Origin of the sequence: Streptomyces sp. NBC_01465 (assembly GCF_036227325.1) — a bacterium.
In the GTDB taxonomy this organism is placed as follows: Bacteria; Actinomycetota; Actinomycetes; order Streptomycetales; family Streptomycetaceae; genus Streptomyces.
Genome location: NZ_CP109467.1, coordinates 6,161,300 through 6,180,661 on the forward strand (window position 1 = coordinate 6,161,300; position 19,362 = coordinate 6,180,661).

At 70.4% G+C, this 19,362-nt stretch carries 13 protein-coding genes; 10 read left to right on the plus strand and 3 right to left on the minus strand.

The features are described 5' to 3' along the window. The first annotated feature begins 31 nt into the window (after window positions 1-31). The 4 genes from OG707_RS29140 (at window position 32) to OG707_RS29155 (ending at window position 6,292) form a co-directional block, all read left to right on the plus strand. Window positions 32-313 (plus strand): acylphosphatase, encoded by a 282-nt coding sequence (locus OG707_RS29140; protein ID WP_329123458.1) that lies wholly within the window; start codon window positions 32-34, stop codon window positions 311-313. Between the two features lie 368 nt (window positions 314-681). Continuing rightward, a complete protein-coding gene (locus OG707_RS29145; protein WP_329123460.1) occupies window positions 682-894 on the plus strand; it encodes a hypothetical protein in 213 nt (70 codons plus the stop codon). Window positions 895-1,008: 114 nt separating this feature from the next. Then, entirely contained in the window at window positions 1,009-4,677 is a 3,669-nt protein-coding gene (locus OG707_RS29150; RefSeq protein ID WP_329123462.1) for an AAA family ATPase, read from the plus strand. 199 nt (window positions 4,678-4,876) lie between these two features. Next, on the plus strand, window positions 4,877-6,292 hold the full coding sequence (locus OG707_RS29155) for a sugar porter family MFS transporter (protein WP_329123464.1): 1,416 nt from the start codon (window positions 4,877-4,879) through the stop codon (window positions 6,290-6,292). A gap of 48 nt (window positions 6,293-6,340) precedes the next feature. Here the strand turns inward: OG707_RS29155 and OG707_RS29160 are convergent, their stop codons facing one another. Together OG707_RS29160 and OG707_RS29165 are read right to left on the minus strand one after the other, a co-directional pair. After that, window positions 6,341-7,321 (minus strand): LLM class flavin-dependent oxidoreductase, encoded by a 981-nt coding sequence (locus OG707_RS29160; RefSeq protein ID WP_329123466.1) that lies wholly within the window; start codon window positions 7,319-7,321, stop codon window positions 6,341-6,343. 62 nt (window positions 7,322-7,383) lie between these two features. Continuing rightward, the gene (locus tag OG707_RS29165; RefSeq protein ID WP_329123468.1) at window positions 7,384-8,844 is read right to left on the minus strand and encodes a cytosine permease; all 1,461 of its coding nucleotides are present in this window, start codon (window positions 8,842-8,844) and stop codon (window positions 7,384-7,386) included. A 193-nt stretch (window positions 8,845-9,037) separates the two neighbouring features. Between OG707_RS29165 and ftsY the strand changes: the two genes are divergently transcribed. Continuing rightward, window positions 9,038-10,261, plus strand: a complete 1,224-nt coding sequence (gene ftsY / locus OG707_RS29170; protein ID WP_329123470.1) for a signal recognition particle-docking protein FtsY — start codon at window positions 9,038-9,040, stop codon at window positions 10,259-10,261. A 168-nt stretch (window positions 10,262-10,429) separates the two neighbouring features. Here ftsY and OG707_RS29175 read toward each other — a convergent pair whose 3' ends face one another. After that, entirely contained in the window at window positions 10,430-11,098 is a 669-nt protein-coding gene (locus OG707_RS29175) for a bifunctional DNA primase/polymerase (RefSeq protein ID WP_329123472.1), read from the minus strand. Between the two features lie 455 nt (window positions 11,099-11,553). Here OG707_RS29175 and nsdA point away from each other — a divergent pair, with 455 nt between their 5' ends. The 5 genes from nsdA (at window position 11,554) to ffh (ending at window position 19,356) form a co-directional block, all read left to right on the plus strand. Then, the gene (nsdA, locus tag OG707_RS29180) at window positions 11,554-13,038 is read left to right on the plus strand and encodes a transcriptional repressor NsdA (protein ID WP_329123473.1); all 1,485 of its coding nucleotides are present in this window, start codon (window positions 11,554-11,556) and stop codon (window positions 13,036-13,038) included. 326 nt (window positions 13,039-13,364) lie between these two features. Next, on the plus strand, window positions 13,365-14,711 hold the full coding sequence (locus OG707_RS29185) for an ammonium transporter (protein WP_329123475.1): 1,347 nt from the start codon (window positions 13,365-13,367) through the stop codon (window positions 14,709-14,711). Continuing rightward, window positions 14,708-15,046: a P-II family nitrogen regulator gene (locus OG707_RS29190; protein WP_206961063.1), complete on the plus strand. Its 339-nt coding sequence runs from the start codon at window positions 14,708-14,710 to the stop codon at window positions 15,044-15,046. The genes OG707_RS29185 and OG707_RS29190 overlap by 4 nt, the downstream gene beginning before the upstream one ends. Window positions 15,047-15,092: 46 nt before the next feature. Further along, the gene (locus tag OG707_RS29195; protein WP_329123478.1) at window positions 15,093-17,537 is read left to right on the plus strand and encodes a [protein-PII] uridylyltransferase; all 2,445 of its coding nucleotides are present in this window, start codon (window positions 15,093-15,095) and stop codon (window positions 17,535-17,537) included. Window positions 17,538-17,811: 274 nt separating this feature from the next. Next, window positions 17,812-19,356 carry a signal recognition particle protein gene (gene ffh, locus OG707_RS29200; RefSeq protein ID WP_329123480.1) on the plus strand — a complete coding sequence of 515 codons (1,545 nt, stop codon included), beginning with the start codon at window positions 17,812-17,814 and terminating at the stop codon, window positions 19,354-19,356. Window positions 19,357-19,362 lie beyond the last annotated feature (6 nt).

Sequence of the window (19,362 nt, forward strand, 5' to 3'; positions counted from 1 at the left end):
CCGTGAGCAATTGGCCGGTTAGCGTGCAGACATGAACGAAGATGTACGGCTCACCGCCTGGGTGCGCGGAAAAGTCCAGGGCGTGGGCTTCCGCTGGTTCACCAGGGCCAATGCCCTGCAGATCGGCGGCCTGAGGGGATTCGCCCTCAACCTGGAGGACGGCAGGGTCCAGGTGGTGGCCGAAGGGCCGCGCGCGCAGTGCGACCTCCTCCTCGCCTGGCTCCGCTCCGACGACACACCCGGACGCGTCGACGGTGTCACTGAGATCTGGGACACTCCTCGCGGCGGCTACGAGAGCTTCGCGATCCGCTGAGCCGGCCACCGTACGTGAACTGGCAAGGCGCCTCTGGCAAGTGCGTTCGGCAGAAATGACCTGGTGGTTGCCAATGCGCGCCGACCGTGCCACGCTGCGACGTAGAGGATGATCTCCCGCCCCCAGGGCCCCGAAGGAGAGCCGCGCCGCCGCTTCTGAGGCCGCGCGCCCCCGGGTTGCCCGTGGATACGGGGCGTGATCGTGTTGACCGTCAAACTTTTTGGTGAGACGCTTAAAACCCCGCGCACCTTAGCTGTTTGGCAGTAGGAACGCAGCGAGAAACCAGCACTGCTGAGCACCGCGGGTGCGATTCCCCCTACGACCCACCACCGCTTCGGTCGGTCACTCAGTGTGGAGGACCATCCATCATGGCAAAGGCGCTTCTCGGTTACGTCGGCGGTTCCGACCCGCGACTTCTCTCCGAGATGCGACGGCTTCAGCAGCGAGTCCAGGACCTCGAGTCCGAGCTCACTCGGATCCAGTCCGAGAACGATGCGCTGAACGCCGCCGCCCAGCACGGAGAGTCGCTGCTCGACGGCATCGACATTGATGTACCCCAGGCGGAGCCTGCGCTCACCTGACAGCAGCCACCCCGCTAGGAACCACCCGGTACCACCCGTACCACCGCACAAGATATGCAAGGGACGCTTCGGCGTCCCTTCTTTCTTTCACCCGGAAAGGTAGAGTCCGGCGGCGTGCACCTCAAGGCCATGACCCTCCGCGGATTCAAATCCTTCGCCTCCGCCACGACGCTCCGCTTCGAGCCGGGCATCACCTGCGTCGTGGGCCCCAACGGCTCCGGCAAGTCCAACGTGGTGGACGCGCTCTCCTGGGTCATGGGCGAGCAGGGCGCCAAATCGCTGCGCGGCGGGAAGATGGAGGACGTCATCTTCGCCGGGACCACCGGCCGCCCGCCGCTGGGCCGCGCCGAGGTCTCGCTGACCATCGACAACTCCGACGGCGCGCTGCCGATCGAGTACGCCGAAGTCACCATCACCCGGATCATGTTCCGCAACGGCGGCAGCGAATACCAGATCAACGGGGACACCTGCCGGCTGCTCGACATCCAGGACCTGCTGTCCGACTCGGGCATCGGGCGCGAGATGCACGTGATCGTCGGGCAGGGCCAGCTCGACTCGATCCTGCACGCCGATCCGATGGGGCGCAGGGCCTTCATCGAGGAGGCCGCAGGCGTCCTCAAGCACCGCAAGCGCAAGGAGAAGGCGCTGCGGAAGCTGGACGCGATGCAGGCCAACCTCGCGCGCGTACAGGATCTGACCGACGAGCTGAGGCGTCAGCTCAAGCCGCTCGGGCGGCAGGCGGCCGTGGCGCGGCGGGCCGCCGTCATCCAGGCCGATCTGCGCGATGCGCGGCTGCGGCTGCTCGCCGACGACCTGGTGGCGATGCGGGACGCGCTGCGTACGGAGATCGAGGACGAGGCCGCGCTCAAGCAGCGCAAGGAGGCCGCGGAGGCGGCGCTCAAGGCGGCGCTGGCGCGTGAGGCGGACCTGGAGGACGAGGTACGGCGTCTCGCGCCGCGTCTCCAGCGGGCCCAGCAGACCTGGTACGAACTCTCCCAGCTGGCCGAGCGGGTGCGCGGCACGGTGTCGCTCGCCGACGCACGCGTCAAGAGCGCGACCTCGGCACCGGTCGAGGAACGGCGCGGGCGCGACCCGGAGGACATGGAGCGCGAGGCCGCCCGGATCCGTGAGCAGGAGGCCGAGCTGGAGGCCGCGCTGGAGGCGGCCGAGCACGCGCTGGAGGACACGGTCGCCCACCGGGCCGAGCTGGAGCGGGAGTTGGTGACCGAGGAGCGCCGGCTGAAGGACGTGGCGCGGGCCATCGCCGACCGGCGCGAGGGGCTCGCCCGGCTGAACGGGCAGGTCAACGCGGCACGTTCGCGGGCCGGGTCCGCGCAGGCGGAGATCGACCGGCTGGCGGAGGCGCGGGACGGGGCGCAGGAGCGGGCGGTCTCGGCCCAGGAGGAGTACGAGCTGCTCAAGGCCGAGGTGGACGGCCTCGACGCGGGCGACGCGGAGCTCGGCGAACAGCACGACGCGGCGAAGCAGGCCCTCGCCCGGGCCGACTCGGCGCTGAGCGCCGCCCGTGAGGCCGCGACGTCCGCCGAGCGCAAGCGGGCCGCGACGGCCGCCCGGCGCGAGGCGCTCGCGCTGGGGCTGCGCCGCAAGGACGGCACGGGCGCGCTGCTCGGGGCCGGGGACCGGCTGACGGGCCTGCTCGGCCCGGCGGCGGAGCTGCTCGCGGTGGCTCCCGGGTACGAGGTTCCGGTGGCGGCGGCGCTGGGAGCCGCGGCGGACGCGATCGCGGTCGCCGACCCGGCGACGGCGGCGGACGCGATCCGGCTCCTGCGCAAGCAGGACGCGGGCCGGGCGGCACTGCTGCTGGCCGCGCCCGGCGTCGTACCGGACCAGGCGGGTGAGCGCCATGACGTGGCCGGTGTGCTGCCCGGTGGTGCGGGTGTGCCGGGGAGCCGTACGGACAGCGACGGCACGGTGGAGGCCGCGCAGGCCGCAGGGGTACGTACCGCCGTCGACGCCTCCGGGCTGCCGTACGTCGCCGAACTGGTGCGCGGACCGGCCGAGTTGATGCCCGGCGTGCGTCAGCTGCTGCGGGACATGGTGGTCGTCGGGACGCTGGAGGACGCCGAGGAGCTGGTGGCAGGCCGGCCCGGGCTGATCGCCGTCACTGCCGAGGGCGACGTCCTGGGCGCGCACTTCGCGCAGGGCGGGTCCGCCGGGGCGCCCAGCCTCCTCGAGGTGCAGGCCTCCGTGGACGAGGCCGCCGCCGAGCTGGCCGAACTCGACCAGAGGTGCGAGGAGTTGGCCGCTGCCCAGCAGGCGGCGGGGGAGCGGCGCAAGGAGAGTGCCGCGCTCGTCGAGGAGCTGGGTGAGCGGCGGCGGGCCGCCGAGCGGGAGAAGTCGGGCGTCGCCCAGCAGCTGGGCCGTCTCGCGGGCCAGGCGCGCGGCGCCGCCGGAGAGGCCGAGCGGTCGGCGGCCGCGGCGGCCAAGGCGCAGGACGCGCTGGAGCGGGCGACCGAGGAGGCCGAGGTCCTGGCGGAGCGATTGCTGGTCGCCGAGGAGATGCCGGCCGAGGAGGAGCCGGACACCTCCGTACGCGACCGGCTGGCGGCCGACGGTGCCAACGCCCGCCAGACCGAGATGGAGGCCCGCCTTCAGGCCCGTACGCACGAGGAGCGGGTCAAGGGGCTCGCCGGGCGGGCCGAGTCCCTCGACCGCGGGGCACGCGCCGAGCGCGAGGCGCGGGCGCGGGCCGAGCAGCGGCGGGCCCGGATGCTCCACGAGGCCGAGGTGGCGCGGGCCGTCGCGGACGGTGCGCGGCAGCTGCTCGCGCACGTCGAGGTGTCGCTGGTACGGGCCGAGGCCGAGCGGGCCGCGGCCGAGGCGGCGAAGGGGGAGCGCGAGCAGGACCTCGTGACGGAGCGAGGGCAGGGGCGGGACCTCAAGGGGGAGCTCGACAAACTCACTGATTCGGTCCACCGCGGTGAGGTACTCGGTGCCGAGAAGCGGCTGCGGATCGAGCAGCTGGAGACGAAGGCGCTGGAGGAGCTGGGCGTGGAGCCCGCCGGACTCGTGGCCGACTACGGCCCCGGGCAGCCGGTGCCGCCCTCCCCGCCGGCGGAGGGAGAGGAGCTTCCCGACGACCCGGAGCACCCGAGGAACCAGCCCGTGCCGTTCGTGCGCGGTGAGCAGGAGAAGCGACTGAGGGCGGCCGAACGGGCGTATCAGCAGCTCGGGAAGGTGAATCCGCTGGCTCTTGAGGAGTTCTCCGCGCTGGAGGAGCGGCACAAGTTCCTCTCGGAGCAGCTTGAAGACCTGAAGAAGACCCGGATCGACCTGCTTCAGGTTGTGAAGGAGGTCGACGAGCGTGTCGAGCAGGTCTTCAGCGAGGCGTTCCGGGACACGGCGCGGGAGTTCGAAGGGGTCTTCTCGCGGCTCTTCCCGGGCGGCGAGGGACGTCTGATCCTCACGGATCCCGACAACATGCTCACCACGGGCGTGGACGTCGAGGCCAGGCCGCCGGGCAAGAAGGTGAAGCGGCTGTCGCTGCTGTCGGGAGGCGAGCGATCCCTTACGGCAGTTGGGATGCTGGTGGCCATCTTCAAGGCCAGGCCGAGTCCGTTCTACGTCATGGACGAGGTCGAGGCGGCCCTCGACGACACCAATCTGCAGCGGCTGATCCGGATCATGCAGGAGCTCCAGGAGAGCTCGCAGCTGATCGTGATCACGCACCAGAAGCGGACGATGGAGGTCGCGGACGCGCTCTACGGCGTCTCCATGCAGGGCGACGGCGTCTCCAAGGTCATCAGCCAGCGCCTCCGTTGATCAACTTTAAGAGTTGAACGCGAGCCGCCTCATCGCGCCCTGAAGCTCACGGATACCCCACTCTTGACTTCGAAACTTGAAGGCATAGTCTCTGCAACGTTGCTTTTACCTTCAAGTGGTGGCTGACGCGGAGTTATGCGCCACTGGAAGGGCTCGTCCCCCCACTGCCCGTCACCGTTGTCGGGCCCCAGGAGTCAACGTGACCACAGCGCAGGCGTCGTCGCCCGGAGCCCACCAGGGCCGGCCGGAGCATCTCGGGCGCGTCATCTTCATCACCGCCGCCGCTGCGATGGGCGGATTCCTCTTCGGCTACGACAGCGCCGTGATCAACGGCGCCGTCGGCGCGATCGCGGACAAGTACGACATCGGTTCCGGCGCGCTGGGGCAGGTCATCGCCATCGGCCTGCTGGGTGCGGCCATCGGTGCGGCCATCGCGGGCCGTATCGCCGACCGCATCGGCCGTATCCGCGTCATGCAGATCGCCGCCGTCCTCTTCTTCATCAGCGCGATCGGTTCCGCGCTGCCCTTCGCCCTCTGGGACCTCGCCATGTGGCGTGTGTTCGGCGGCATCGGCATCGGCATGGCCTCGGTGATCGGCCCGGCGTACATCGCCGAGGTCGCACCGAAGGAGTACCGCGGACGGCTCGGATCCTTCCAGCAGGCCGGCATCGTCATCGGCATCGCCATTTCGCAGCTGGTCAACTGGGGGCTCCTCAACTGGGCCGGCGGCGACGACCGGGGCAAGCTCATGGGCCTCGAGGCCTGGCAGGTCATGCTCGGGATCATGGTCATCCCGGCCGCCGTCTACGGTCTGTTCTCGTTCGTCATCCCCGAGTCCCCGCGCTACCTGATCTCGGTCGGCAAGAGCGACGAGGCCAAGAAGATCCTCACCGAGGTCGAGGGCAAGGACGCCGACCTGGACGCCCGCGTCGCCGAGATCGAGCACGCGATGCGCAGCGAGCACAAGTCGACGTTCAAGGACCTGCTCGGCGGCAGCTTCCTGTTCCTGCCGATCGTCTGGATCGGCATCGGCCTCTCGGTCTTCCAGCAGTTCGTCGGCATCAACGTCGCGTTCTACTACTCCTCGACGCTGTGGCAGTCCGTCGGCATCGACCCGTCCGACTCGTTCTTCTACTCGTTCACCACGTCGATCGTGAACATCATCGGTACCGTCATCGCGATGTACCTGGTGGACCGGGTCGGCCGAAAGCCGCTCGCGCTCGTCGGTTCGGCCGGTATGGCGGTCGCGCTGGCCGTCACCGCCTGGGCCTTCAGCTACGACCTCGTGGACGGCAAGCTCCCGAACACCCAGGGTGTCATCGCGCTCGTCGCGGCCCACACCTTCGTGCTCTTCTTCGCCCTCTCGTGGGGTGTCGTGGTCTGGGTCTTCCTCGGCGAGATGTTCCCGAACAAGATCCGCGCCGCCGCGCTCGGTGTCGCTGCCGCCGCGCAGTGGATCGCCAACTGGGCCATCACCGCGAGCTTCCCGAGCCTCTCGGACTGGAGCCTCACCGGTTCGTACATCATCTACGCAGCCTTCGCCGCGCTCTCGATCCCCTTCGTGCTCAAGTTCGTGAAGGAGACCAAGGGCAAGGCGTTGGAGGAGATGGGCTAACCCCCGCTGCCCCTCTCCTCACCCACGGAACTGCCCCGGTTCGAGTGCCTACTTGAGCCGGGGCAGCACCTTTTCCGCGAAGAGGCGCAGGCTGCTCCAGCCCTCCTCCACCGGCATGCCGCCGCACAGCGGGTGCAGTACGAGATTTTCCGCGCCCCCTTCGTTGGCCAGCGCCACACACTCGTCGGGGGAGACGATGCGGTACACGCCCTCGGCGCGCAGCTCCTCGACCGTGCCCGCGCCGGAACGCACCGCCGACTTGATGTCCTTGGACTGCCAGGAGGCGTACATCTTCGCCTCGTGGAGGAAGTGCTTGCCGTACGTCGCCCACGCCCGGTCCGGGTCCTCGGAGACGTGCAGCAGCGGGATCTCGGCCGTCGGCATCATGCAGAAGCCCTCGGTGCCGTGCGCGGCGAGCTGCTCGTTGTAGTACGCCTCCAGGTCCGGCATGTGCGCGCTGGGGAAGAACGGCAGACCGAGGCGGGCGGCGCGGCGGGCCGCCGCCTTGGAGGAGCCGCCGACCAGCAGGAGCGGGTGCGGCTGGGTGAAGGGGCGCGGGGTGACCCGTACCGTACGGCCGCGGAACTCGAAGGGCTCGCCCGTCCAGGCCTGCAGGATCGTCTCCAGGAGCTCGTCCTGCAGCTTGCCGCGCCTGCCCCACTCGACGCCCATCTGCTCGTACTCCTCGGGCCGGTAGCCGATGCCCGCGACCGTGACGAGACGGCCCGCGCTGAGGAGGTCGAGGACCGCGATCTCCTCAGCCAGGCGCAGCGGGTCGTAGAGGGGGCCGATGACGGCGGAGACGGTGACGGCTATGCGCTTGGTCGCACCGAAGATGGCGCCCGCGAAGGCGAGGGGGGAGGGCAGCCAGTTGTTGGCGGCTCCGTGGTGCTCCTCGGTCTGCAGGGTGTCGACCGCGTGGGTGTCCGCGTACGCGGCCATGTCCAGGGCGGCGCGATAGCGGGCGGAGAGAGTCTCGGGGGTGGCGTCCGGATCGACCAGGTTGAAGCGGACCACTGAGAATGCCATGACGGGAAAGTCCCCCTTCGCCGGGTGGGAGTTGGCGAAGGGGGACAGTAGCTGACGCAGCGTCAGACGGCCAGAGGCTCGGGCTCCTCGGCCTCTCCGGCCTCGGACGCGCCCTGGGGTGCGGCGGGCTTCGGCTTGGGGAGGGCCAGGTAGAGCAGGCCGGAGATGACGATGGTCGCCACCCAGCCGAGGCCGTACTCGCCGATGGGGTTGTTGGAGGCGAGCGGTCCGGTGAACCACTGGCTGGTGGTGAAGAGCAGACCGGCGACGAGGCCGACGGCCCAGGCGATGACCGCGGGCGGGTTGAAGCCGGCCTTGTACCAGTAGGCGCTGGTGCGCGTGGTGTCGAGCAGCGCCTTGCCGTCGTACTCCTTGCGGCTCAGCATGTCCGCGCCGAAGACGCCGACCCAGGCGGAGAAGGCGACCGCGAGGAGCGAGAGGAAGGAGATGAAGTTGCCCATGAAGCCGGTCGCCGCGAGCATCAGGATGCCGCCGAAGATCAGCGAGATCGCCGCGTTGATGGAGACCGCCCAGTGGCGCGGGACCTTGAAGCCGAGGGTCTGTGCGGTGAATCCGGCCGAGTACATCGACATCGCGTTGATCAGCAGCATGCCGACCAGGGCGATCAGCAGGTACGGGACGGCGATCCACATCGGCAGCAGGTCGCCGAGGAAGGAGACCGGGTCGGCGGCGCTGGCCAGGTCCGGGGTGGAGACCGCCATGACCGCGCCCATCAGGACCATCGGCAGGACGACGATGCCGGCGCCGCCGATGGAGTTGCCGACCATCGCCTTGGCGGAGGCGGTACGGGGCAGGTAGCGGGTGAAGTCGGGGGCGGCGGGGATCCAGCTGACGCCGCCCGCGGCGATGGTGCCGATGCCCGCGACCACCAGGGCCGTCTTGCCGGCGGGCCGGTCGAAGACCGCGGACCAGTCGGTGGTGGCGATGAGGTAGCCGAGGACCAGGAGAGAGAAGACGCCGAAGAAGTACGTCGCGTACTTGTTGCACTTCTGGACGGCGTTGATGCCCAGGCCCGAGATCGCGAAGGTGACGACCACGAAGAGCAGCAGCGTGACGACGATCAGGAACTTGTTGCTCTTGATGCCGAAGCAGATGTCGAGCACGGTGAGCAGGGCGTACGCACCGGTCACCGCGTTGATGGTCTCCCAGCCCCAGCGGGCGACCCAGATCAGCGAGCCGGGGAGCAGATTGCCGCGCTGGCCGAATACGGCGCGCGAGAGTGCCATGCCGGGGGCGCCGCCGCGCTTGCCCGCGATGGAGATCAGGCCGACCAGCCCGTAACTGACTATCGGCGCGGCGATCGCCACGATGAGCGCCTGCCAGAAGTTCAGGTGGTTGATCGCCACGAGGCTCGCGCCCATGGTGAGCAGCAGCACACTGATGTTCGCGGCGACCCAGGTGGGGAAGAGGTCACGGACGCGACCGGTGCGCTCGTTGTCCGGCACGGGTTCGAGACCGCGGGTCTCGAGTGCGCCTTCGGATTCGGTGGCGGTGGTGCTCATGGTGTGGGGGTCCATGCCTCTCGCTCGGCTCCGCGTTGAGCCGGTGGGGGGTGATCGCTTTGGACTCTACGCGCGTTGATAGGGCCGGCTCCATCGTAGTTTAATACGTCATATGGCCTAGATGTGCCTATGTCCTTTGGTGGAAGCTACAAAGACCCGGTGTCGGCGGGGCATGGTCGATACTGGACGGGTTATGGAAATCCTCATCCTTGTTGTAGTCATCGCCCTGGTCGCCGTCGGCGCGATCAGCGGGCTCGTGGTCAGCAGCCGCAAGAAGAAGCAGCTGCCCCCGGCCCCGCCCTCCGCGCCGACCATCACCGCCCCGCCCGCCGAACCGCAGGTCGGCGAGGACGCGGCACCGCCGCGCGACGAGCCGCGCCGGACGATCGAGGAGGTCGAACTTCCCGGCTCGGCCGACGAGGCCGTCGCGGAGCCCGCAGCCGTCGAGGACCCGGTCGTCGCGGCGCCGCCCGCCGCCGAGATCGACGTCCCCGAGCCGACCGCGGGCCGCCTGGTGCGGCTGCGCGCCCGGCTCGCCCGCTCGCAGAACTCGCTCGGCAAGGGGCTGCTCACGCTCCTGTCCCGCGACAACCTCGACGAGGAAACCTGGGAGGAGATCGAGGACACCCTGCTCACCGCGGACGTCGGTGTCGCGCCCACCCAGGAGCTGGTCGACGCGCTGCGTGAGCGGGTCCGGGTGCTCGGTACCCGTACGCCCGAAGACCTGCGCGCCCTGCTCCGCGAGGAGCTGCTGAAGCTGCTCGGCACGGACTTCGACCGCGCGGTCAAGACCGAGAGCGGTGTCGACACCCCCGGTGTCGTGATGGTCGTCGGCGTCAACGGCACCGGCAAGACCACCACCACCGGCAAGCTCGCCCGCGTCCTGGTCGCGGACGGACGCAGCGTGGTGCTCGGCGCGGCCGACACCTTCCGCGCCGCCGCAGCCGACCAGCTGCAGACCTGGGGCGACCGCGTCGGCGCCCGTACGGTACGCGGCCCCGAGGGCGGCGACCCGGCGTCGATCGCCTTCGACGCGGTCAAGGAGGGCATCGCCGAGGGTGCGGACGTCGTACTGATCGACACCGCGGGCCGGCTGCACACCAAGACCGGGCTGATGGACGAGCTGGGCAAGGTCAAGCGGGTCGTGGAGAAGCACGGTCCGCTGGACGAGGTGCTGCTGGTGCTGGACGCCACGACAGGTCAGAACGGGCTGGTGCAGGCGCGGGTGTTCGCGGAGGTCGTGAGCATCACCGGCATTGTGCTGACGAAGCTGGACGGGACGGCGAAGGGCGGCATCGTGATCGCGGTGCAGCGTGAGCTGGGCGTACCGGTGAAGCTGGTGGGTCTGGGCGAGGGCGCGGACGATCTGGCTCCGTTCGAGCCGGAGGCGTTCGTGGACGCGTTGATCGGGGACTGAGTTCTCGTACGTGCGTGAGGAGGGGCCCGCCACACGGTGCAGGTGTGGCGGGCCCCTCCGGCTTTGGGGGTCGGGTCGGCGGACGGAGTCCGGCGCAGCGCGCCGAAGCCGCGAAGCGTGCGAGGTGCGCGTGAAGAAATGTGCGCAGGTGTGGCGGCCCCTTCGGCTTCAGGCCGCTGCGGAACGGTGGCTCGTGTACGCCAGCGTGCCCAGGAGCAGGCGGGCCTGCGGGGGGCCCGCTGCCGTTTCCAGGGTCGGGGGGCGCAGCCAGCGGACCGGGCCCAGGCCGGACAGGTCCGAGGGCGGGGCCGTGATGTGTGTGCCGGGGCCGAGGCCCTGCAGGTCCAGGCCCGCGTCGTCCCAGCCCATGCGGTAGAGCAGTTGGGGGAGTTCGGCCGCGGCGCCGGGGGCCACGAAGAACTGGGCGCGGCCCGTCGGGGTCACCGTCACCGGGCCGAGCGGCAGCCCCATGCGCTCCATGCGGACCAGGGCGCGGCGGCCCGCGGCCTCCGCGAGGTCGAGGATGTCGAAGCTGCGGCCGACCGCCAGGAGCACCGCGGCGCCGGGCGTCTGCGACCAGGCGGCCGTGACCTCGTCGAGGGTGGCGCCCGCCGGGACGCCGGGGGCGAAGCCCAGGGGGTGGGCGCCCGGTGACGTACACGAAGCGCTTCCACAGGAGCAGTTGCCCGCCGCGGCCCTCGCTCCCGGTGCCACGTCCCAGCCCCACAGCCCGGTGTACTCCGCCACCGCTGTGCAGTCCGACGCGATACGGCCGCGGCGCCGTACGCCGGGCCGGGTCTCTTTGGTGCCCCGGATTCCGCCGATCGTGAAGCCCATGCCCCCTCCAACGGGTGAACGCGCCGGTGGTTACGACGTGGAGCCCCACGGTGACTCTCCGTTGCCGACGGCCCTGACCCGACGGCGTGGAGTGACGTGTGGGGTGGTGCGGGTCGAGTTGCGCGCCCCGGCGCACATCGCTCCGCCTGCTCCTGATCGTCCCGTGTCAAGTGAATCGCGCCTGGCGGCAGGCGAGTTCACTCGGAGGGGTGGCGAATGGTGGCGTTTCTGGAATCGCCCTCGCGGGAGGGGTGATCGTAGGATTACTTTCAGTACACGAACCCTGGGTCGTTGTGCACGCGTGGGTATGCCGGAGGCAACCCGGTTTCCTGTTCCAGGGGGCGCAAGCTCCAGACAGAGGCCTCAACTCACGGCATTCTGATAGGGGTTGAGGTTTGAAGGGCTCGGGCAGAGGGCCTGACGCGCAGAGGATCCAGCGGGATGGGGGCAGTCCAGTGGGCGGCAGCGGCGAAAGCGGCGAGAGCGGCACACAGGCCGGCAAGCGCCCGAACGAGCAGTTGGGCTCATGGTTCGTGCGCAGCGGCTGGTCGAAGGGCGAGCTCGCGCGCCAAGTGAACCGGCGGGCGCGGCAGATGGGCGCCCACCACATCTCCACCGACACCTCCCGGGTGCGGCGCTGGCTCGACGGCGAGCAGCCGCGCGAGCCGATCCCGCGCATCCTCTCCGAGCTCTTCTCCGAGCGCTTCGGCTCCGTCGTCGCCATCGAGGACCTCGGCCTGCGCACCGCGCACCAGTCGCCCTCCGTCTCCGGCGTCGACATGCCGTGGGCGGGCCCGCAGACCGTGGCGCTGCTCAGTGAGTTCTCCCGCAGCGATCTGATGCTGGCGCGCCGCGGTTTCCTCGGCACCTCGCTCGCCCTGGCCGCCGGCCCCGCCCTCATCGAGCCGATGCAGCGCTGGCTGGTGCCCTCGCCCGCCGGTGAGCCCGCCTCCCTGGACGCCCAGGCCCTCTCCCGCAGGCCCTCCCGCCTCTCCCGGCCCGAACTGGACCTCCTGGAGTCCACCACCGCGATGTTCCGCCAGTGGGACGCCCAGTGCGGCGGCGGTCTGCGCCGCAAGGCGGTCGTCGGCCAACTCCACGAAGTGACTGACCTGTTGCAGGAGCCGCAGCCCGAAGCCACCGCCCAGCGCCTCTTCAAGTGCGCGGCCGAACTGGCCGAACTGGCCGGCTGGATGAGCTACGACGTGGGGCTGCAGCCCACCGCCCAGAAGTACTTCGTCCTGGCCCTGCACGCCTCCAAGGAGGCCGGGGACAAGTCGCTCGGTTCGTACGTCCTGTCCTCGATGAGCCGCCAGATGATCCACCTCGGCCGCCCCGACGACGCCCTGGAACTCATCCACCTCGCCCAGTACGGCAGCCGCGACTGCGCCACCCCGCGCACCCAGGCGATGCTGTATGCGATGGAGGCACGGGCGTACGCGAACATGGGCCAGCCCAGCAAGTGCAAACGGGCCGTGCGCATGGCCGAGGACACCTTCACCGACGCCGGGTTCGACGGCGAGCCCGAGCCCGACTGGATCCGCTTCTTCTCCGAGGCCGAACTCAACGGCGAGAACTCCCACTCCTTCCGGGACCTCGCCTATGTCGCCGGCCGCTCCCCGACGTACGCCTCGCTCGCAGAGCCGGTCATGGAGCGCGCCGTCGAGCTCTTCGGCAAGGACGACGAGCACCAGCGTTCGTACGCACTGAATCTGATCGGCATGGCCACCGTCCACCTGCTCAAGCGCGAACCCGAGCAGTCCACGGTGCTTGCCGGGAAGGCGCTGGAGATCGCCAGGCGCGTACGGTCCGAGCGGGTCAACACCAGGCTGCGCAAGACGGTCGACACCGCCGTCCGCGACTTCGGCGACGTACCCGAAGTGATCGACCTGACCGAGCTCATGGCCCAGCACCTCCCCGAGACCGCGGAAGCGGTCTGAGGCGGTCTGCGTACGGTCCCCGCACCACTCCCGCCCCACAGGCCCCGGCCGCGGCACTCACCCCGTACAGCCCGACTCGGCTCCCCCACGCCAGGTCGAAGGGTGGGCGTCGCGGCCGGTTTGTGATGTGCGCAGGGTATCGGCGGGCGGCCGGGCCGATCCGGCAATTCACCCGGGCGTAACACGCCCCGCCGCTTCGTCACTGCGGTGAAACATCGTGCGGCATCGTCCGAAACCGCGCTGCGCCAACCTCATCGTCCATAACCGGCCACCCCTTTTCGCACCTGCTCGCCCGCACAGGCCGTACCTACGACGAGGAGACGCCGATGCCCCCAGGCATCACGACGCTTGCTGCAGACGCCCCAACGCTGTCTTCGGCCAACACCGGCTTCATGCTCATCTGCTCCGCACTGGTGATGGTCATGACACCGGGCCTGGCCTTCTTCTACGGAGGCATGGTCCGGGTCAAGTCCACCCTGAACATGCTGATGATGAGCTTCATCAGCCTCGGGATCGTCACGATCCTCTGGGTGCTCTACGGCTTCAGCCTCGCCTTCGGCGCCAGCAACGGCTTCTTCGGCTGGACCAAGGACTACTTCGGCCTCAGCGGCATCGGACTGACCGAGCTCTGGCCCGGATACACCATCCCGGTCTACGTCTTCGCCGTCTTCCAGCTGATGTTCGCGATCATCACGCCCGCCCTGATAAGCGGCGCGCTCGCCGACCGCGTCAAGTTCACCGCCTGGGCGCTGTTCATCACGCTCTGGGCCACGGTCGTCTACTTCCCCGTGGCCCACTGGGTCTGGGCCTCCGACGGCTGGCTCTTCAAGAAGGGCGTCATCGACTTCGCCGGTGGTACCGCGGTCCACATCAACGCCGGCGCGGCAGCCCTCGGCGTGATCCTGGTCATCGGTAAGCGCGTCGGCTTCAAGAAGGACCCGATGCGCCCCCACAGCCTCCCCCTGGTGATGCTGGGTGCCGCCCTTCTGTGGTTCGGCTGGTTCGGCTTCAACGCCGGTTCCTGGCTGGGCAACGACGACGGCGTCGGCGCGGTGATGTTCGTCAACACCCAGGTCGCCACCGCCGCCGCCATGCTCGCCTGGCTCGGCTACGAGAAGCTCCGCCACGGCTCCTTCACCACGCTCGGCGCAGCCTCCGGCGCGGTCGCAGGACTCGTCGCCATCACCCCCTCGGGCGGTGCGGTCTCCCCGCTCGGCGCGATCGCGGTCGGCGCCATCGCCGGTGTCCTCTGCGCCATGGCCGTCAGCCTCAAGTTCCGCTTCGGATACGACGACTCGCTCGACGTCGTCGGTGTCCACCTCGTCGGCGGTGTCGTCGGCTCGCTCCTGATCGGCTTCTTCGCCACCGGCGGAGTCCAGTCGGACGTGGCCGGTGTCTTCTACGGCGGCGGCTTCCACCAGCTCGGCATCCAGGCCATCGGTGTCTTCTCGGTCCTCGGGTACTCCCTGGTCGTCTCCGCGGTCCTCGCCTTCCTGCTCGACAAGACGATCGGGATGCGGGTCACCGAGGACGTCGAGGTCTCGGGCATCGACCAGACCGAACACGCCGAGACCGCCTACGACTTCAGCGGCGCCGGCGGCGGCGCGGCCCCCCGTACGGCAGCAGTGCCCGCGGCCGGCACGGCCGAGCAGACGAAGAAGGTGGACGCATGAAGCTCATCACCGCAGTGGTGAAGCCGCACCGGCTCGACGAGATCAAGGAGGCCCTGCAGGCCTTCGGGGTACAGGGGCTCACGGTCACCGAGGCCAGCGGGTACGGGCGTCAGCGCGGCCACACCGAGGTCTACCGCGGCGCCGAGTACACCGTGGACCTCGTACCGAAGATCCGCATCGAGGTCCTCGTCGAGGACGCGGACGCGGAAGAACTGATCGATGTCGTGGTGAAGGCCGCCCGAACCGGCAAGATCGGTGACGGCAAGGTATGGAGCGTGCCGGTCGAGACGGCGGTCCGGGTACGGACCGGCGAACGCGGCCCGGACGCCCTCTGAGCGCAGGACAAGAGACAGGAACTACTGGGTGACGAGCATCGATGCGATGACTGACCAGCCTGAACATCCGGAGTCGGCACCCAGCGGTTACGCGGCGGCCCGGCTGCGCCTCCTCAATGAGAAGGCGCAGTCCGGGCCGCCGCGCCGTTCTGCCCTCTGCAAGCTGACCGACGACTGGATCGGGGCGCTCTTCACCTCGGCCGCCGAGGCGGCAGGGGTTCGGGGAGCGGCGCTGGTGGCCGTGGGCGGGTACGGGCGCGGGGAGCTCTCGCCGCGCAGCGACCTGGACCTGTTGCTCCTGCACGACGGGAGCGCGGACGCGGGCGCGATCGCCTCGCTCGCGGACCGGGTCTGGTATCCGGTGTGGGACCTGGGGCTCGCACTGGACCATTCCGTACGGACTCCGGGCGAGGCCCGCAAGACCGCGGGCTCCGATCTGAAGGTGCAGCTGGGGCTGCTGGACGCGCGGCACGTGGCGGGCGACCTGGGGCTGACGACGGGCCTGCGTACGGCCGTGCTCGCCGACTGGCGCAACCAGGCGCCCAAGCGGCTGCCGGAACTCTACGAACTGTGCACGGAGCGGGCCGAGCGCCAGGGCGAGCTCCAGTTCCTGCTCGAGCCCGACCTGAAGGAGGCGCGCGGCGGGCTGCGCGACGCGACGGCCCTGCGGGCGGTGGCGGCCTCCTGGCTCGCGGACGCGCCGCGCGAGGGGCTCGACGGGGCGCGGCGGCGGCTGATGGACGCGCGCGACGCACTGCATCTGGTGACGGGGCGGGCGACGGACCGGCTCGCGCTGCAGGAGCAGGACCAAGTGGCCGCGGAACTGGGGCTGTTGGACGCCGACGTACTGCTGAGGCAGGTGTACGAGGCCGCGCGTACGGTGTCGTACGCCAGTGACGTCACCTGGCGCGAGGTCAATCGCGTACTGAAGGCGAGGTCGGCGCGGCCCCGGCTGCGGACGATGCTCGGCGGAAAGCCTCCGGTGGCCGAGCGGACCCCGCTCGCCGAGGGCGTCGTGGAGCTGGAGGGCGAGGTGGTCCTCGCACGGACCGCCAAGCCGGAGAAGGACCCGGTGCTTCCGCTGCGGGCCGCCGCGGCGGCCGCGCAGGCCGGGCTGCCGATCTCGCTGCACGCGGTACGTCGCCTCGCGGGCGCCGTGAAGCCGCTGCCCGTGCCGTGGCCGGCCGAGGCGCGCGAGCAGCTGGTGACGCTGCTCGGCGCGGGGGAGTCGACCATTCCGGTGTGGGAGGCGCTGGAGGCGGAGGGGCTGATCACCCAGCTGCTGCCCGACTGGGAGCGGGTGCGGTGCAGGCCGCAGCGCAATCCCGTACACACATGGACAGTTGACCGGCATCTGGTCGAGGCGGCGGTGCGCGCCTCGTCGCTGACGCGGCGGGTCGGGCGGCCCGACCTGCTCCTGGTCGCTGCTCTGCTGCACGACATCGGGAAGGGCTGGCCCGGCGACCACTCCGTGGCCGGGGAGGTCATCGCACGGGACGTGGCGGCGCGGATCGGCTTCGACGCGGGTGAGGTCGCGGTCCTGTCGACGCTGGTACGCCACCATCTGCTGCTGATCGAGACGGCGACGCGGCGGGACCTCGACGACCCGGCGACGGTGCGGTCGGTGGCCGACGAGGTGGGTTCCTTATCGACGCTGGAACTGCTGCACGCGCTGACGGAGGCGGACGCGCTGGCGACCGGGCCCGCGGCGTGGTCGGCGTGGCGGGGCTCGCTCGTCGCGGACCTGGTGAAGCGGGTCGGGGCGGTGCTCGCGGGGGACGCACCCGAGGAGCCGGAGCCGGCCGCGCCCAGCGCGGAGCAGGAACGGCTCGCGATCGAGGCGCTGCGGACCGGGGAGCCGGTCCTCGCGCTGCACGCGCAGACGGAGGCGCCGCAGGAGGACGGGCGGCCCGAACCGGTGGGCGTGGAACTGCTGATCGCCCTGCCGGACCAGCCCGGGGTGCTGCCAGCGGTGGCCGGGGTCCTGGCGCTGCACCGGCTGACGGTGCGGGCGGCGGATCTGCGGGCCGTGGAACTGCCGGGGGAGCTGGGCGTCCCGGGAGACGTACTGCTGCTGAGCTGGCGGGTGGCGGCGGAGTACGGGTCGCTGCCGCAGGCGGCGCGGCTGCGCGCGGATCTCGTACGGGCGCTGGACGGATCCCTGGACATCCGGGCGAAGCTGGCGGAACGGGAGGCGGCGTACCCGCGCCGGAGGGGAGTGCAGGCGCCGCCTCCACGGGTCAAGGTGGCCGCGGCGGGCTCGCGTCTGGCGACGGTGATCGAGGTGAGGGCCCAGGATGCGCCGGGGCTGCTGCACCGGATCGGGCGGGCGCTGGAGGGGGCGGGCGTGCGGGTGCGCAGTGCGCATGTGTCGACGCTGGGGGCGAATGCGGTGGACGCGTTCTATGTGACCGGGGCCGAGGGTGCGCCGCTTTCGGGGGAAGCAGCGGCGGGCCTGGCGCGGGGTCTGGAGGCAGAGCTGCGCGGCTGACGGCGCCGGGGGCGGGCCTCCTCCGGGGGCTCCGCCCCCGGACCCCCGCTCCTCAATCGCCGGAGGGGCTTGATTTTGCTGATGTGGGCTCGATTTTCCCCGGTGTCGCATCCGAACGGACCGTAAGCGGCCATTGAGCAACCCCCACCCGCGCCAGCCACCTCCGCGAGAGCGGCGACGGATTAGTCGCACAGGGGGGAACGGCTCCGCGCAGCGGCCGGATACCCTGGACGGCAACGCCCATCCGCCCCCGACCCGAGGATCCGCGACCGCCGTGTTCGATACCCTTTCCGACCGCCTCGCAGCGACATTCAAGAACCTCCGGGGCAAAGGGCGCCTCAGCGAGGCGGACATCGACGCCACCGCGCGCGAGATCCGTATCGCGCTCCTCGAAGCCGACGTCGCACTGCCCGTCGTCCGCGCCTTCATCAAGCAGGTCAAGGAGCGCGCGGCCGGTGCCGAGGTCTCCCAGGCGCTGAACCCCGCCCAGCAGGTCGTCAAGATCGTCAACGAGGAGCTCATCGGCATCCTCGGCGGCGAGACCCGTCGCCTCAGGTTCGCCAAGAACCCGCCGACCGTGATCATGCTCGCGGGTCTGCAGGGTGCCGGTAAGACGACCCTCGCCGGAAAGCTCGGCCTCTGGCTGAAGAGCCAGGGCCACGCGCCCCTGCTCGTCGCCTGTGACCTCCAGCGCCCCAACGCCGTCAACCAGCTCTCGGTCGTCGCCGAGCGCGCGGGCGTCGCCGTCTACGCCCCGGAGCCGGGCAACGGCGTCGGCGACCCGGTCAAGGTCGCCCAGGACTCCATCGAGTACGCCAAGTCGAAGCAGTACGACGTGGTCGTGGTCGACACCGCCGGCCGCCTCGGCATCGACCAGGAGCTGATGCAGCAGGCCGCGGACATCCGCGACGCCGTCAGCCCCGACGAGGTCCTCTTCGTCGTCGACGCGATGATCGGTCAGGACGCGGTCAACACCGCCGAGGCCTTCCGCGACGGCGTCGGCTTCGACGGCGTCGTCCTCTCCAAGCTCGACGGCGACGCCCGCGGTGGTGCGGCCCTCTCGATCGCGCACGTCACCGGCCGCCAGATCATGTTCGCCTCCAACGGCGAGAAGCTGGACGAGTTCGACACGTTCCACCCGGACCGCATGGCGTCCCGCATCCTCGGCATGGGCGACATGCTCAGCCTGATCGAGAAGGCCGAACAGACCTTCAGTCAGGACGAGGCCGAGAAGATGGCCGCCAAGCTGCAGGGCAGCAAGGGCGGCAAGGACTTCACGCTCGACGACTTCCTGGCGCAGATGGAGCAGGTCAGGAAGATGGGCTCCATGTCCAAGCTGCTCGGGATGCTGCCCGGCATGGGGCAGATGAAGGAGCAGATCGCCAACATCGACGAGCGCGACGTGGACCGTACCGCCGCGATCATCAAGTCGATGACCCCCGCCGAGCGCCAGGACCCCACGATCATCAACGGCTCGCGCCGGGCGCGCGTGGCCCGTGGTTCGGGCGTCGAGGTGAGCGCGGTGAAGGGCCTGGTCGAGCGGTTCTTCGAGGCGCGCAAGATGATGGCGCGCATGGCCCAGGGCGGCGGAATGCCGGGCATGCCCGGGATGCCGGGCATGGGCGGCGGCCCGGGCCGGCAGAAGAAGCAGGTCAAGCAGGCCAAGGGCAAGCGCAAGAGCGGCAACCCGATGAAGCGCAAGGCCGAGGAGCAGGCCGCGGCCGAGCGCCGCGAGCAGGGCGCGGCCGGTCAGCCGGGCGCCGCCCAGGTCCCGCAGAACTTCGAGCTCCCGGACGAGTTCAAGAAGTTCATGGGCTAGCCCGTA